This is a genomic window from Salinadaptatus halalkaliphilus (genome assembly GCF_006543045.1).
Taxonomy (GTDB): domain Archaea; phylum Halobacteriota; class Halobacteria; order Halobacteriales; family Natrialbaceae; genus Salinadaptatus; species Salinadaptatus halalkaliphilus.
In genome coordinates this window covers 19928-35777 of sequence record NZ_RBZW01000011.1, presented here as the reverse complement: position 1 = coordinate 35777, position 15850 = coordinate 19928, and the positions used below count along the sequence as shown (strand labels likewise).

Below are 15850 nucleotides of genomic sequence, written 5' to 3'. Positions count from 1 at the left end.
TGATGAGCCGCCGCCCCAACCAACCTGTCGAAATCCTCCTCATCGAAGACAATCCGGGTGACGTTCGTCTCACACAGCTCGCTTTCGAGGGGGTCGAGCTCGACATCGAGCTTTGTGTCGCGACCGACGGTATCGAAGCGCTCGAGGTGTTGTCACGCCGTCGCCACGACGACCCAGCGACGGTTCCTGATCTCGTCTTACTCGATCTCAATCTCCCGGGAATGAACGGGTTCGGTTTCCTCGAGGCCATTCAGGACGATCCCATCCTCGCCCGACTCCCGGTGCTCGTCTTGACGAGTTCGACCGCCTGCGAGGACGTCTTCGAGAGCTACGAACTGGCCGCCAACGCCTACCTGACCAAGCCGACCGATCCCGACGAGTACGCCGCGATGGTCGAATCGGTCGCGAAGTTCTGGTTCGAGTACGTGGCGTTGCCGTCCTTGCCGGCGTAACACAGTCGCCTCCCCGTGGACCGTCGCGCCCCATCCATTGATTTGTCCGGCCGGTGCACGAACACCTATGTCTACCGTCGACATCGATTTCGAGGGAACCGTCGCTATCGTCACCGGCGCGAGCGGAGCGCTCGGAAGTGCTGCCGTCGAGCGTTTTCGACGCGCTGGCGCGACCGTCTGTGCCGTCGACGTCGTCGAGCCCGATGGGAGTCTTCTCGAGGACTCGAGTTCGGATGGGGCCTTCTACCAGGCGGATCTGACCGACGAAGCCGCGGTCTCGACGCTCGTCGACGATATCGTCGACGACCACGGTCGGATCGACCACTTGCTCAACATCGCGGGCACCTGGAAGGGAGGCTCGCCGATCGAGGAGACCGACCTCGAGACGTTCCAGCAACTCCTCGATATCAACCTGCAAACGGCGTTTCTGGCCTCGAAACACGCCCTCCCTCACCTGCAGGACAGCGAGGGAGCGATCGTTAGCGTCAGCGCGCGCTCCGGCCTCGAGGGTGGTGAGGGTGACGGCCCCTACCGGATCACGAAGGCGGGGATCCGCATCCTGACCGAGACGCTCGCCGCGGAAAACCGAGACACTGTGCGGGCCAACTGCGTGCTACCAAGCGTGATCGATACGCCGATGAACCGGGAGATGATGCCCGACGCCGACCACGACGAGTGGGTCGATCCGGCGGCTATCGCCGATGTCATGGCCGTGCTCTGTAGCGACGCGACGGCCGTCACCAGCGGCGCTGCCGTGCCGGTTTACGGCGACGCCTGATATCCGAGCGCCCGTCGAAACGGTGCGTGGGACCTGGTCTCGGTCACTCGAGCTCGACCGTCTTCGATTTGATCTCGTCGCCCTCGCGCCACTGATAGTATCGGTAGGTCGTGCCCGCGATAGCCGTCTTCGAGACGGTCGCCCCTTCCGGAACGTCGTCGGGGACCGACGAGGAAGCAGTCTCTCCATCCTCGAGGCTGTCGCGTTCGGTCACAGGCTGTGACCGCGCCCGATCCGTCGACTCGGCCCACCTCGCCAGCTCGGTCGCGTACGTCGCCACCGCCTCGAGGGTCGCCGGCTCTCGGTCGGCAAGTATCTCGAGTGCTTCACGGAGGTCCTCGTCGAGTTCGTCCGGTGGTGTGGGCGGCTCGCTGCCGATATCGGTCATCCGCTCGACGCTCGAGCGGGGACGATTGTAAAGCCATCCGTCGCCGCCCAGTAGCCCCCGACTGTCTCGAGCGACGGTGTCACTGATACACATATTAGGCATCTCCGGGAGATATAATCTCATTCGCAGCGATTCTTTTATACGAGAACGTGGACGCACCGAGTGACAATGAATTCACAGAAGCCACGGACGGCGCCATCGACCGACCCGATTCCAGATACGCTCGAGTCGGCACAGGCGAAACTCGTCTATCTGTTTCTCGACGCGACCGACGGCGCAACCGTCGACGACCTGGAGCAGTCGCTGGCCACGAAGAAAATCGACATTCTGAGCATCCTGCAGTCCCTGAGAAGCGAGGGTCTCGTCGAAAAATCGGGCGACGAGTACGTCGTTAGGAACTAGGGCCTCGCCGCGTTCGCACACAACAGTTAGGGATTATCGTAGCCAACCGGATGTGTCGCCTCGCAGAGATTGATACGGTTTCCTGTCCGTCAGTTCCGGCCCACCCGCGACCCGGGCGGCAGCTGGGCTGGTACATCGGGACAGTAAGCCGTATGATACTGTGTTTCGATCCCCGGTCGAGAAATCTATGAACCCCGACGATAATCCCTCAGTGAGGAGGCAACGAGCCGCTCGAGAGTAGCGCCTCGTCTACTGTCGATCAGAACGTCTCGAGGTAGCGATCGAGCTCCCAGTCGGAGACGTCGACGAGGTACTCCTCGAACTCCTGGCTCTTGGCTTCGACGAACTTCGGTGCGACGTGTTCGCCGAGGGCATCGTAGATGACTTCGTCTTCCTCTAAGGCGTCGACGGCTTCGCCGAGGTTCGACGGCAGCGTCTCGATGCCGTACTCTTCGCGCTTTGCTTCGTCGAACTCGTAGATGTTCTCCCGAACCGGGTCCGGACACTCGAGGTCCTGCTCGATGCCGTCAAGACCTGCCTGAATCATGACGGCGAACGCGAGGTACGGGTTACACGAGGGATCGGGCGAGCGCAGTTCGATGCGCGAGGCGGCAGGGATACGTGCGGCCGGTTTGCGCACGAGCGCCGAGCGGTTGCGGTCGGACCAGGCGACGTAGACGGGTGCCTCGTAGCCTGGGACCAGGCGCTTGTAGCTGTTTACCGTCGGGTTCGCGATGGCCGTGATCGCGGGCGCGTGCTCGAGAACGCCAGCGAGATAGGAGTGTGCGGTGTCGCTCAGGTTGAACTCGTCGCTCTCGTCGTGGAAGGCGTTCTCGCCGTCCTCGGTCATCAGGGACATGTGGGTGTGCATCCCCGAGCCGTTGATCTTCGGGATGGGCTTGGGCATGAAGGTTGCGTGAAGATCGTGTTGGGCGGCGATGGCCCGGACGACGGTGCGGAAGGTCGCGACGTTGTCTGCCGTCGACAGCGCGTCGTCGTACTCGAAGTTGATCTCGTACTGGCCGCGGGCGACCTCGTGGTGGCTGGCTTCAATCTCGAAGCCCATGTCCTCGAGCCCGTAGATGATGTCGCGGCGCACGTCGCTGGCGAGGTCTTTCGGCGCGAGGTCGAAGTAGCCGCCGTGGTCGGCGGTGTCGGTCGTCGCGCGGCCGTCCTCGTCTTCCTCGAACATGAAGAACTCGGGTTCGGGCGCGAAGTTGACCTCGTAGCCCATCTCTTCGGCGCGCTCGAGGGCATTCTTGAGCACGCGACGTGGGTCGCCCTCGAAGGGTTCGTCCGTCGAGGTGTCGTAGACGTCACAGATCATCCGGGCGGCCGCGCTTTCCTCGCCCTGTCTCCAGGGGAGGATGGCGAACGTGTCGGGGTCGGGCACGAGACGCATGTCCGACTCCTGAATGCGAACGAAGCCTTCGATCGAGGAGCCGTCGAAGTAGATGCCATCGGTGAAGGCTTTCTCGGCCTGTCGGGCCGGGACGGCGACGTTTTTGACCGTACCAAGAATGTCGGTAAACTGTAATCGAAGGAAGTCGACATCTTCTTCTTCGATCTCGTTCAGTACCTCCTCTTCTGCGGTAGTCAGGTTTCCACCTGTCATCTTCTATCGAGTAGGACAATGGATTCTACTATTAAAGCTCTACTGTTGTGGGCGAATATACGCAGATCAACTCAGAATTGGACATTCTAGATATAATCTGGTTCACATCGGCGGATAGGTTTGACTCCGTTCGAAATCTTCCGGCCCGAGCTAGAGAACGTACAGAACGTTCACCGACGACGAGTTTACATTGGTCGGAAATCACATCGCTCGTGTCGAATTCGCCCATTGTTCGAGTAGAGCGACCACGGTATCGGACTGGTTCGGTGGAATATATATATATATATTCGAAACGCCTCGGCTCTCACCGATTTTTGCGCGAACGATCTACCGAACCCGCGACCGAGTCCCTGACGACGCCGGTCGATCTCGAGAACTCGCTGTAGCTACAACACACCATCTCATACGGATCTCGTGTATCAATCGCCGCCGATACCGATGGAGTCGGCGGCGTCCGGCCGCGAGGATCGGTCGAACTGTCGGACCGACTCGAGGTCGTCGACGTAGCCGTTGGCGAGTGCGACCTCGACGACGACATCCGTCAGGTTCACGGTATCAGCCAAAAACTCCCGGCGGCGCCGTTGCCAGGTGCCCTCGACGCCGTCGTCGCCGAGCAACGAGCCCGCCCGCTCGAGGATCTTCTCGGTCGTGGTCACGTTGTGGATCAGGCCCTGGCGCTCGAGTTCGACGAAGTTTCCCATGTCGTCCTCGCCGACGAAGGAGTTCGAGCGGATCGCCGGCGTGCCAAGCAGGGCGGCCTCGGTGACCATCGTCTGGGTGTCGGCGACCAGCAGCGAGGCTTCCGCCAGCGCGTCGTGTAGCAGTGCAGGATGGAGATCGAACGAACGAGCCGCCAGCCCCTCGAGGTCGGCGTCCTGGCCTTCGTCGGAGACGAGGACGGTCGCGTCCTCGGCGAGACGGGCGACGATTTCACGGCGATCGTCGCCCGTCAGTCCCTGCTTGCCGACATCGTGCTGGGAGCCGAAGGCGTTGAGCCGGAGGATGGCATACGACTCGTCGGGGCCGACGCCGAGGCGGTCACGGACCGATGGATTCGGCTCGTAGACCGACGGATGGAGGTAGGCGCACTCTTTGAGTCCCGGAAAGACGTAGTGGTCCTCGCCGAGGTCCTTTCGGAACGTGTTCGGGGTGAGGATCGTCCGCGCGAACGGCGTCGAAATCGAGTGATCGAACGACGCTGGCTCGGAGTCAATCAGCAGGACCGTCGGGGTTCGGGTTACCGCACCGGTGTGAGCCGCGTAGCCGCCCATTCCGAAGATCAGGTCCGGGTCGAACCGACGAGCCCGTCGGATCGCGTTGACGTAGTGGGCCGGCAGCCGGCTCAACAGCGAGCCTTTCGAGGTGTCACAGGCGCCATAGACCGCGAAGGGGAGGTCGTACCACTCGAGCAAGTCGACGGTACAGGTGTAGTCCCGTGCGAGGACGAGCACCTCGTGGCCCTGCTCACGAAGCCGTCTGACGGCGTGTTTGTACAGGTGGACGTGGGCCGGCGTGTTCGTAAAGAACAGATAGTGCATGCTGACAGACACCTCTCGTTGCCAGTGCGCTCCCGGCGGAATTTGTTATCAGCCCCATACCCGCCACAGCGACCGGAACCGGCGCGCGTACCGGCGACCTTCCACCACCGGCGTCCGGGTAGCGAACGGATAATAATGGCCGTCGGACTCGAGGCTGCCGTCGATGCAGACCCACAGCGTTCCCGACCGCACTGGGGGAACCGAGACGACCGTAAACAGTCGGGCGCTCGAGCGATACGGACAGGTACTGGATTCGACGCTTGCGTACGCCCGCCGTCGGGAGTACGTCGGCCCGGATTACGGCGACGGACTGAGCAGCCAGCTCCTGCAGGCGCTGCCGTTCGAGAATCGATTTCTCAACCTGGCCGTCCAGGAGACAGTCAAGCGAGCGCCGGTCGACGTCAGGCCGCTCTTTCGCGTCGAACAGCGGCGCAACTACAAGGGTACGGCGCTGTTTGCGATGGCGAATCTGAACTATCACGAACTGGCGCGTACGGACGCGCCGGTTGCGAACGCTTTCGATCCGGTCGGGGAAGCCGACCGGCTCACCGACTGGCTCGTCGAAGAACGGATCACCGACTACAGCGGCTTCTGTGGCGGGCACCGCCATCCGATTCAGCACCTCCATACCAAAGGGGTACCGAGCGATCCCGACATCGTTTCGACGGCCTACGCCGTTCACGCGCTCCTTCAGCGTGCCCGACTCGCGACGGGGTCGGATCGGGTAGATGCCGACCGTGCAACCGCCCACGCCGACCTCGCCCGCACGGCGGCCGACTTCCTCGTCGAGGATCTACACTACCGCGAGGTCGAGGACGGCGCGAAGATCGACTACCACATGAACCACCCCGAGGACTCCTATACGATCAATTCGGCCGCGCTCGGAGCGGGTATGCTGGTCGACCTCTACGACTACTTCGGCGACGAGGACTATCGCGAGCGTGCGACGAAGATCCTCGATCACATCGCCACGAACCAGACCGACCGCGGCGGCTGGCCCTATCGGCTGCCCGCCTCGGCGTCGCATCTCTCGATGGACAGCCATCACAACGGGTTCGTCATCGAGGCCTTCCAGCGCTATCGCGACACCGTCGACGCCGACCGGTACGCCGACACTCTGGAGTCGGCCCTTCGGTTCTACCGCGAGGAGCTGTTCGAACTCGACGGCGCGCCGAACTTCGACGAAGCCAATGCCTACCCGCGGGACATCCACGCCAGCACGCAGGGAATGCTCGTGTTCACTCGCGAGGGCGACCTCGAGTTCGCCGAGCGGATCCTCCGGTGGGTGCTCGCGAACCTCCAGGTCGAGGAGGGACAGTTTTACTATCGAAAGTTCCGCCACCACACGAAGCATGTCACGCTGATGCGGTGGTGCCAGGGCTGGATGAGCTACGCGCTCTCGGAACTCTTGCTGGCGAGTGCTCGGCGAGACGACGGTAACGCCCAGCAGGGTACCGCGGCCGTCGATGGCGATTCCCACCGGCCCCCGAGCGCCAGGAACCGATGAGCCAGCCAGCGACCGAGCCCGAGACGGATGAGGCCGACGACTCTCGACGGGAAACAGCGCCATCGGTTGGCTCGAGCCCAATGGGCAGCCAGGAGACCGACTCCTCGAGCGGGAGACACGGACACGATCCGACGGCCGAAGACGACGCTCGTGAGTCCAGCGACGAGACCGCCAGATCGGCGACCACGGACGAACGCGTCCTCGTCATCACCGGGCTCGCACACAAGAACGACCGCCACTACGGGCCCCTCGCAGCCGTCGCCGGCGAGACGACGCTCGTCTGTCTGGATCCGACGACCGACATCGACGGCGCGCGCCACGTTTTCGTGCCCGATGTTGGACCCCGGATTCTCCGCGTCGTGGCCCTGCTCTTTGTCGCTCTCTACGAGGGGTATCGAAACGAGTACGACGCGGTCGTCTCGATCTCGCTCGTTCCCTACGGGATCTACGCGCTCGTCTGCAGGGCCGTCTACGGTTACCCCGCTCACCTCGGGATCATCGGAATCGATCTCGATCACCACGCCCGCCGGTGGTACGGCCCGCTCCCCCGGTGGCTGTTCCGGCGCTTCGATGTCGTCTCCGTTCCGGGGAGCGATCACGCCAAGCGACTGGCTCGAGCCGGCGTCGACCCCGACCGGATCGCACGGCTGACGAACCCGATCGACATCGAGACCTATCGACCGCTCGAGGCCGCCGGTAAACCGCCCGTCGACGATCGGGGTGACGACGACCGACCGACCGCCCAACCAGAGCTCCCCGACACCGAGTACGACTTCGTCTGGGTGGGCCGGTTCAGCGCCGAGAAGGACCCGAGGCGGTTCGTCGCCGCGCTCGCAGCCCTCGAGCGCTCGGGCTACGACGTTCGCGCAGCGATGGTCGGCGAGGGCCCGCTGCGGTCGGCCGTCGCTCGCGACTGTCGTGCCTACGGACTCGAGGACCGCGTCGATCTCCCGGGCTGGGTCGACGATCCCCTGACCTACTACCGGCGTTCCGATGCGTTCGTGCTCACGTCGAAGCGGGACGCGCTGCCGCTGGTCATGCTCGAGGCCATGGCGACCGGGCTCGCGCCCATCGTTCCGCGGGTCGGTTCGATTGCAGACGTCGTCACCGACGGCGAAAACGGGATCGTCGTTCCGGATCGCGAGCCGGCGACGATCGCCGCGGCGATGGCACGAGCGCTCGAGAGCGTCGACGAACGGCAGCGCCTCGGCGCGAACGCGACCGACGTTCGCGACAGTTGCTCGCTCGAGCGGGCAGCGACCGACTGGGCGGACATTCTGGCGACCTTCGAGGAGCGGTCATGACTCCGCGCCGGAGCGCCGATCCGGGCGATCGCTCGCGTGCCGGAACTCGAGCCACAGCGCGGCCGCGGCGGTGAAGTCCGCGGCGCTCGCGTAACCGCGTTTGACGTAGGGACCACCGTCGAGCGATAATACCTCGAGGAAGGTGCCGTAGCGCTCGAGGGAGCGTTCGATCCGTGCGACTTCTCGGCGCGCCCGATCCGCGTAGCCGTACCGGCAGGGTCCGTTCGCGTACGCGAAGCTGTTCCAGGGCCAGACGTGGTAGTGATATCCCGGTAGAGCAAGAACTCCGTGCGCACCACCCGATACGTGAACGGCCGTGCACGCATTCGAAGCCCGCGAGCCGTCTCGAGGGACGCCAACGAGTCGACGATCCGGGCGGCCCGCTCGTCCTCGAGCAGTTCGAAGTACAGCGGAACGACGTTCGCGTCACAGGCGAGCACTGAAGAGCCGCGTCGCTCGGCGACGCGCAGGATCGTCGTCGCGGCCGTCTCGAGGGACCCGTGGTCTGGATAGCCCCGAAGCCGGCGCTCGAGGTGTGTGCCATAACGGTTCTTCTGCCAAAAAATCCGAAGCCAGCCGTCGACGGCTCCATCGTCCGAATTCGAGGGCTCCACGCTCCCCCTACCGCGTCTAGGAACTCGTTTACGACGCCACGAGTACGCGACGAGGCTGGTACTACCGTGATAACAAAACGATCGGTCACCGATCGGACACGCACATGGATATCGAACGAATCGATCTCGAGGCCTGGCGGAACGCCCTCCCCAACAGCGGGTTCGAGATCTTTCACGATCCCGACGCGCTTGCCGTACTCGACGCTCACACCGACGCCGAAATACGTCTCTACGGGGCGTACAAGGGCCAGCAGGCGGTCGGCCTACTGCCGGTGTTCATCGACGAGAAGGCGGTCGGGCGAACTGTCTTCTCGCCGCCCGTCTCGCTCGGCGTCCCTCGTCTGGGCCCGCTCATCGACCCCAACAGTCCGAAACGTCGAAAGTGGGAGCGGATCAACGCCGAACTGGCCGGCGGCGTCGTCGACGACCTCGAGGTCGGGGAGCGATCGACGCTCTTTCGGATGACCTGTCCCGTCGGCTACGACGACCCTCGGCCCTACGGCTGGAACGATTTCGCGGTCGAACCGGAGTTCACCTACGTCGTCGATCTCGAGGGTTGCACCGACATCGAGGACGCCATGACGGGCTTTTCGAAGAGTCTACGAAACGAAATGCGCCGGTACGAGGAGCTCGACCTCGAGGTCGAAACCGAAGGGATCGATGCAGCCATGCGAATCTACGACGACGTCGTCGAGCAGTACGCGGAGTACGACGATACGGCGCCGCTGACCCGACCGTTCCTGCGCGATCTGCTCGCCTCGCTCTCCGAGGACCGCTGGCGCGTCTACGTCGCCCGAACTCCCGACGGCGAGTACAAAAGCGGCATCCTCGCGCTCTTTTCGAACGATCTGGCCTACTACTGGCAGGGCGGCGTCACCGCCTCCTACGACCACGTCAGCGTCAACACCGTCCTCCACCGGGTCATCCTCGAGGATATCGTCACCGATCCGGCCCTCGAGTCGGTGACCGGCTACGACCTCGTCGGTGCCAACACCGAACGACTCTGTGAGTACAAAGGGAAGTTCAACGGCGAACTGCGACCGTACTACGTGGTCGAGTCGTCGGGCCTCGAGATGACCGTGGCGAAATCGGCCTACAAGAAGGTGGCCGGTTCGCTGAAATGACGTGGGAGCGACTATCGCCAGGCCGTAGCGCCCGGTAGCCCGACCGTGTCCTCCCAGGATGCGACGCGGTTTCGTAGCGAGGACCGACTGCCGGCCTCGAGGAGCCGTTACGCGTCGTCCGCTTTCTCCTCCTCGCGCTCGTCCAAGAACTCGTGGGCCTGTTCTAAGATTTCTCGCGGCCCGTCCTGCGTGACGGTGTTGATCGCCTGCTCGTAGTCGCGCCACTGGAGGTCGCGATGTTCGTGTGAGAGTTCCGCACTCGCCTCGAAGGACTTCGCGACAAAGAGGTGAACGGTCTTATGGATGGTGTTGCCGTTCGCCTCGAAGACGTAGTTGTAGTCCTCGCGAAAGCCGTCGAGTAGCCGGAACTCCTCGATACCTGCCTCTTCCGTTACTTCGCGGATCGCCGTCTGTTGTAGCTCTTCATCTCCTTCGACACCGCCCTTGGGAAACTCCCAGTCGCCTGGGCGGCTCTTGAGTAGAAGATACTCGCGCCGGCCCCGCGTATCGCGGAAGAGGATTGCGCCTGCGCTCGTAGCTTCGACTGCCATTACACGAACTAATAGATACGACGTTAAGAGAATATCGGACTGTTCGTCACACGTACACTGATCTTGGTCTGGTGTACCGATCTCCCGGCGAAACCACGATCTGTCTGTGAGTTCGTCGACACTGACTTCCAACGGTCCGTCCCAATCCGGTGTGAAATCACTCGAGCGTCGTCGACGCCACTCGCGAAGACGACACGTTTCTCGGCGCGTGCGAAGTTGCCGACCAATCTCAGCAGGTTTTTACGCGCCGGTCGGTGACGTTGTGACCAGCAACTGATGACCTTCGTTACCCGCCTTACGCTCCAGAGCGGCGATCGTGCCGCCCTCGATGGCATCGTCGACGACATCAAAACGACCGCCGAACGAAAGGGGGCAGCGCTGAAAGGTCCCCACTCCCATCCGCCGGAGAAGCATTCGGTTCCACAGCACTGCCGGCTCCACGCCGACGACGAACGGCGCTTTTCGTCCTGGGAGTACACCGTCTTCACCCGCGAACTCGAGATTCACGGCCACGACAACCTCGCGCGCAACATCGCCTCGCAGAACTTCCCGGATTCGGTCCACATCGAAGCCGAGGTCGAGCAGTTGCAGGGGACGGGACGGAGCAACTGACCGCTCGAGGGTAACGACTTTTCACTCGTCGCGACGATACGCGATATATGACCTCGTCCGACCTGATCGCGCTCCGTCGTGACTTCCATCGCCGACCCGAACCCGCCTGGCGAGAATTCTATACCACTGCACGCATCGTCGACGAACTCGAGTCCCGACTCGACCTCGACGAACTCCACGTCGGTCCCGACGCCATCGCCGGCGAGCACCGGCTGGCGGTTCCCGACGAACGCGACCTCGAGGGCTGGTACCAGCAAGCCCGCGAAACCGACGCCGACGAGGGCGTCCTCGAACGACTCGAGGGCGGCTATACGGGCGCCGTCGCCGTCCTCGGGCAAGGCGAGGGCCCGACCGTCGGTCTCCGGGTCGATATCGACGGGCTCCCGCAGGCGGAGGCCGACGATCAGACCCACCACCCCGCGAGCGCGGGCTTTCGCTCCGAACACGAGGGCGCGATGCACGCCTGCGGCCACGACGCCCACACCACGATCGGCATCGGCGTCCTCGAGGCCATCGCCGAGAGCGACTTCACGGGCACGCTGAAGGTGTTCTTCCAGCCGGCCGAGGAGAACATCGGTGGCGGGAAGCCGATGGCAGAGAGCGAACACATCGAGGACGTCGACCAGCTGCTCGCGGTCCACGTCGGGCTCGACCATCCCACCGGGGAGATCGTCGCCGGTATCGACGGCTTTCTGGCCGTTTCACACCTCGAGGCAACGTTTATCGGCGAACCGTCCCACGCGGGCGCCCATCCCGAGGCGGGGCGAAACGCCGTCCAGGCGATGGCGACGGCCGTCCAGAACCTCTACGCTATTCCGCGCCACGACGACGGCGCGACGCGGGTCAACGCAGGCATCGTCGAGGGCGGGAGCGCGTCGAACATCGTCCCCGAGCACGCCCGCGTCGTCGCCGAAGTGCGCGGCGAGACGACCGAACTGATGGAGTACATGTACGAAAAAGCCGAGCGCGTGTTTCGGAACGCCGCCGAAATGTACGACTGTGAGATCGACCTCGAGCCGGGCGCGCGAGCGCCGAGTGCAACGAGCGACCCGAAACTCGCCGACATCGTCGCCAACGTCGCCGGTGAAACCGACGGCGTGGAACGCATCCTCGAGCGCGACGACCTCGGCGGCAGCGAAGACGCCACCTACCTGATGCAGGCGGTACAGGAGAATGGGGGACAGGCCTGCTACGTCGGCGTCGGGACGGACCACCCCGGCGGCCACCACACCTCGACGTTCGATGTCGACGAGGCGAGCATCGGCCACGGTGTCGACGTCCTCGCCGGTGCGATCGAGCGGATCGGGGACGAGTACTGATCGACAATTTCGCCAGTACGACGGTCGTCTCCAGGTGTTTCGCCGGTCCGAACGCTCGAACCTGCGTCCGGAATCTTCTTCCCGACCGTCTCAATACGGATACGTAACGGTGCCCCCTCGAACAGTCGACCGGGCCCAGCGAATTCGGGGCCGAATCGCCACGCTCGAGGTGGCCAGCTGATGAACTGGCCGACGCGAGTACAGCTCGGGCTCTGGGTTCGGATGACCGTCGCGACTATCTTCGCCGGGTTCGGACAGCTGGTCGTCCTCGCGTTCGAATTCGTCGTGCTGGCGTTTATGGCGCTCATCTTCCTGATGGCTCTCGAGGAGTGGCTCGCCTACGCGTTCGTCCTCGCGTTGCTCTGTACTGGCCTCTACGTCGGCTGGCTCGTCGGGACGGCGCCGATACGGCGGTTCTATCCCCGGGGTTCGGTTTCGGATCGGGTCGCACACGACGGGGTCGCTAACGTCGTCGAAACGATCGGGAACGGACTGTTGTACTCGAGGCCGATCACCGGGTGGCCGACGGTGTGTAGCTGGCTCGTCGCCGCGCTCGTGGGCACGTTCGTCGCGTTCGGCGTCACCGAGGCGACGGCGTGGCGAGAGACGGTCGATCCGCTCGCAGCGGCGGCCGTCGTCGGCCTCGCCGGCACGCTGGCCCACCTCGCGTGGGTCGTCCACGCCGAGTGGACCGACGACACCGCGGCGCTGTCTGAACTCGAGGCGTCCGTCCGTGTGCTCGAGTCCCCACCCGAGGAGCTCGAGCAGCGACGTGGGGCCGTTCAGGCTCGGGTCGATCGGCTCGCGCGTCAGGCGGACGTGCCCTCGCCGACCGTTCGACTCGGTGCGTCGCCGACGCCGACCGCCGCGACCGTCGGCTACCGGGCCGCGAATTCGACGCTGGTCGTCTCCCGGGGACTCGTCGATGGTCTCGAGGAGCGCGAACTCGATGCCGTGCTGGCCCACGAACTCGCTCACGTAACGAACCGGGACCTGGCCGTGGTGACGGCACTGTCGGTGCCCGCAGCCTACGCCTGGAAACAGATCGAACGCTACGAGCATCCTGTCGTCGCCGTCCCGGGCGGTGTGGTCATCGTCGCGGTGCGGTGGTCCGTCGCCGTCGTCAGTCGCTACCGCGAGTACGTCGCCGACCAGGGTGCCGTCGCGATCACCGGCGATCGGGCCGCCCTCGCCAGCGCCCTCGAGACGCTCGATCGAGACCTCGAGCGGCGTCCATCGACCGATCTGCGCGATCACGGCGCCGGCACGGCCTTCGCGATCGTCCCGCCGCCGTGGGAGGAACACCGCTTTTTCGATCGGACGCGGCGTTTCGTCGAGCGGACGCTCTTTGGTACTCACCCGCCGACCGAAAAGCGCATCGAGCGACTTCGCAAGCAGTCGTAGGTCATCGATCGGGATGGCTACTCGAGTCGGTGGGCCGCGAGTGTCGTCTCGAGTCAGCGGTCTTTAGAAGGAGTGCGACCAACCCTCGCTCAAGCAATGGTTCGCAGTGACCAGCAGGCCGGGGAGGACAACCCGTATCTCCGCGATCCGCCGACCGAGTTCGATCCACTCGAGTCGCTTGCCGAAGGCAAGGCACGCGAACAGGTCGCACAGCTTCGCGAGGCGATTCGCCACCACGATCGCCGCTACTACGTCGAGAGCGATCCGATAATCGCCGACCGCACGTACGACGCGCTGTTCTCGCGACTGGTCGCCCTCGAGGACACCTTCGATCTCTCTCACCCGGACAGCCCGACCAGGAGCGTCGGTGGCGAGCCCATAGAGGGGTTCGAAACGGTCGAACACGTCGCGCCGATGCTCTCGATCGACCAGAGCGGCGAGGAGACGGATGTCCGCGAGTTCGACGAGCGCGTCCGTCGGGAACTGCGCGAGAGCGGGTACGACGATGTCAGCTACGTCTGTGAGCCAAAATTCGACGGCGTCTCGATGGAGTTCGTCTACGAGGACGGCCGCCTCGAGCGCGCCGTGACTCGGGGTGACGGTCGCGAGGGCGACGACGTGACTCGCAACGCCCGGACGATCGGTTCCGTTCCGCAGCAACTCCACGGCGACTACCCGGACTTCCTCGCGGTGCGGGGAGAGGTTTACATGCCCAAAGACGCCTTTCAGTCGCACAACCGCGAGCGCATCGAGCGCGGGGAAGAGCCCTTCGCAAACCCCCGCAACGCCACCGCGGGGACGATCCGGCAACTCGATCCGTCGATCGTCGCCGACCGGCCCCTCGAGGTCTTCTACTTCGACGTACTCGAGGCTAGCGACCTCGAGGACAGCCACCACGCGGAACTCGAGCGGTTCCCCGAGTGGGGACTGCGGGTGACCGATCACGTCGAGATCGCGGCGGATGAGAAAAACTCGCCGGTAACCGCAATCGACGCCGCCATCGACTACCGGGACCGCATGCTCGAGGCCCGCGACGACCTGGACTACGAGATCGACGGCACCGTCGTCAAGGTCGACGACCGCGAGGCTCGCGAGGAGCTTGGGCGAACGGCGCGACACGACCGCTACGCATTCGCTTACAAGTTCCCGCCGCGAGCGGAGGTGACGCCGATCGCCGACATCGCCGTCCAGATCGGTCGGACGGGTCGGGTAACTCCCGTCGCCTTGCTCGAGCCGGTCGATGTCGGCGGCGTCACGGTCTCGCGAGCGAGCCTCCACAACCCCGAGGAGATGGCCGAGAAGAACGTCGATGTCGGCGATACGGTTCGCGTCCAGCGGGCGGGCGACGTGATCCCCTACGTCGAGGCGGTCGTGGAGAAAGACTCGGAGAACGAGCCCGACAGCCACTACGAACTCCCCGACAACTGCCCCGTCTGTGACAGCGCGATCGAGCGCGACGGGCCGATGGCGTTCTGTACCGGCGGGCTGGCCTGTGACGCCCAGCTCCGTCGGTCGATCGAGTACTACGCCAGCGACGATGGTCTCGACCTCGAGGGGCTGGGCGAGCAGAGCGTCCGACAACTGGTCGAGGCCGAACTGGTCGAGTCGATCGCCGACCTCTACGACCTCGAGCGCGAGACACTGACCGACCTCGAGGGCTGGGGCGAGACCAGCGCCGAGAATCTGCTCGCCGAACTCGAGGCGAGTCGCGAGCCGCCATTAGCCGACTTTCTGTCGGCGCTCGGAATTCCCCACGTCGGCCCGGCAACTGCGCGCGAGGTCGCCCGGGAGTTCGGCAGTTTCGAGGCGTTGCGTGCGGTTGCGACGACCGATCCCGAACGCCTCGAGGATGTCGACGACGTCGGCGAAACGGTCGCCGCCCACGTCCACGAGTTTTTCGCGAGCGAAGCCAACGCCGCCGCGGTCGACGACGTGCTCGAACACGTCTCACCCCAAGCGGTAGACACCGACGCCGGCGACGAACTCGAGGGACTCACGTTCGTCTTTACCGGCTCGCTCGAGGACACGACCCGCGGGGAGGCCCAGGAGACCGTCGAGGCCCACGGTGCGAACGCGACGGGAAGCGTCTCGGGCAACACCGACTACCTCGTCGTCGGCTCGAATCCGGGCCGGACGAAACGCGACGACGCCGACGAAAACGACGTGCCGACGCTCGAGGAAGCCGAGTTTCGGGAGCTGCTCGCGGATCGCGGGATCGACCTCGAGTGATACGGTTTACTGT

The 15850-nt window shown here is 64.4% G+C and carries 15 protein-coding genes; 11 read left to right on the top strand and 4 right to left on the bottom strand.

Annotation, left to right across the window (positions count from 1 at the left end):
- The first annotated feature begins 2 nt into the window (after window positions 1–2).
- Both D8Y22_RS02960 and D8Y22_RS02955 read left to right on the top strand, forming a co-directional pair.
- Complete coding sequence (locus D8Y22_RS02960) at window positions 3–452, top strand: response regulator (RefSeq protein WP_141463228.1); 450 nt, start codon at window positions 3–5, stop codon at window positions 450–452.
- 67 nt (window positions 453–519) lie between these two features.
- Window positions 520–1230, top strand: coding sequence for an SDR family NAD(P)-dependent oxidoreductase (locus D8Y22_RS02955; protein WP_141463227.1), 711 nt, complete (start codon window positions 520–522; stop codon window positions 1228–1230).
- Between the two features lie 43 nt (window positions 1231–1273).
- Here the strand turns inward: D8Y22_RS02955 and D8Y22_RS02950 are convergent, their stop codons facing one another.
- A complete protein-coding gene (locus tag D8Y22_RS02950) occupies window positions 1274–1711 on the bottom strand; it encodes a hypothetical protein (protein WP_342781887.1) in 438 nt (145 codons plus the stop codon).
- Between the two features lie 75 nt (window positions 1712–1786).
- Here D8Y22_RS02950 and D8Y22_RS02945 point away from each other — a divergent pair, with 75 nt between their 5' ends.
- Complete coding sequence (locus D8Y22_RS02945; RefSeq protein WP_141463226.1) at window positions 1787–2020, top strand: MarR family transcriptional regulator; 234 nt, start codon at window positions 1787–1789, stop codon at window positions 2018–2020.
- 259 nt (window positions 2021–2279) lie between these two features.
- On the opposite strand, the gene glnA is transcribed toward D8Y22_RS02945, so the two are convergent.
- Both glnA and D8Y22_RS02935 read right to left on the bottom strand, forming a co-directional pair.
- Window positions 2280–3635 carry a type I glutamate--ammonia ligase gene (gene glnA, locus D8Y22_RS02940; RefSeq protein ID WP_141463225.1) on the bottom strand — a complete coding sequence of 452 codons (1356 nt, stop codon included), beginning with the start codon at window positions 3633–3635 and terminating at the stop codon, window positions 2280–2282.
- Between the two features lie 419 nt (window positions 3636–4054).
- Complete coding sequence (locus D8Y22_RS02935) at window positions 4055–5173, bottom strand: DUF354 domain-containing protein (RefSeq protein ID WP_141463224.1); 1119 nt, start codon at window positions 5171–5173, stop codon at window positions 4055–4057.
- Window positions 5174–5336: 163 nt separating this feature from the next.
- Between D8Y22_RS02935 and D8Y22_RS02930 the strand changes: the two genes are divergently transcribed.
- The 4 genes from D8Y22_RS02930 to D8Y22_RS02915 all read left to right on the top strand — a co-directional run bounded on the left by D8Y22_RS02930 (window position 5337) and on the right by D8Y22_RS02915 (window position 9722).
- Window positions 5337–6680, top strand: coding sequence for a prenyltransferase/squalene oxidase repeat-containing protein (locus D8Y22_RS02930; protein ID WP_246084341.1), 1344 nt, complete (start codon window positions 5337–5339; stop codon window positions 6678–6680).
- Window positions 6677–7984: a glycosyltransferase gene (locus D8Y22_RS02925; RefSeq protein WP_141463223.1), complete on the top strand. Its 1308-nt coding sequence runs from the start codon at window positions 6677–6679 to the stop codon at window positions 7982–7984. Before D8Y22_RS02930 ends, D8Y22_RS02925 begins: the two co-directional genes overlap by 4 nt.
- Before the next feature lie 288 nt (window positions 7985–8272).
- Window positions 8273–8497 (top strand): hypothetical protein, encoded by a 225-nt coding sequence (locus tag D8Y22_RS23225; protein ID WP_174811733.1) that lies wholly within the window; start codon window positions 8273–8275, stop codon window positions 8495–8497.
- Between the two features lie 205 nt (window positions 8498–8702).
- Window positions 8703–9722 carry a GNAT family N-acetyltransferase gene (locus D8Y22_RS02915; protein WP_141463222.1) on the top strand — a complete coding sequence of 340 codons (1020 nt, stop codon included), beginning with the start codon at window positions 8703–8705 and terminating at the stop codon, window positions 9720–9722.
- Window positions 9723–9829: 107 nt separating this feature from the next.
- Here D8Y22_RS02915 and D8Y22_RS02910 read toward each other — a convergent pair whose 3' ends face one another.
- Entirely contained in the window at window positions 9830–10273 is a 444-nt protein-coding gene (locus D8Y22_RS02910) for a bis(5'-nucleosyl)-tetraphosphatase (RefSeq protein WP_141463221.1), read from the bottom strand.
- 276 nt (window positions 10274–10549) lie between these two features.
- Here D8Y22_RS02910 and D8Y22_RS02905 point away from each other — a divergent pair, with 276 nt between their 5' ends.
- From D8Y22_RS02905 to ligA, 4 genes are all read left to right on the top strand, one after another.
- Window positions 10550–10885, top strand: coding sequence for an uS10/mL48 family ribosomal protein (locus D8Y22_RS02905; RefSeq protein ID WP_141463220.1), 336 nt, complete (start codon window positions 10550–10552; stop codon window positions 10883–10885).
- A gap of 47 nt (window positions 10886–10932) precedes the next feature.
- Window positions 10933–12204 (top strand): amidohydrolase, encoded by a 1272-nt coding sequence (locus D8Y22_RS02900; protein WP_141463219.1) that lies wholly within the window; start codon window positions 10933–10935, stop codon window positions 12202–12204.
- Window positions 12205–12384: 180 nt separating this feature from the next.
- Window positions 12385–13608, top strand: coding sequence for a M48 family metallopeptidase (locus tag D8Y22_RS02895; RefSeq protein WP_141463218.1), 1224 nt, complete (start codon window positions 12385–12387; stop codon window positions 13606–13608).
- A gap of 96 nt (window positions 13609–13704) precedes the next feature.
- On the top strand, window positions 13705–15837 hold the full coding sequence (gene ligA / locus D8Y22_RS02890) for an NAD-dependent DNA ligase LigA (protein WP_141463217.1): 2133 nt from the start codon (window positions 13705–13707) through the stop codon (window positions 15835–15837).
- Window positions 15838–15850: the final 13 nt, after the last annotated feature.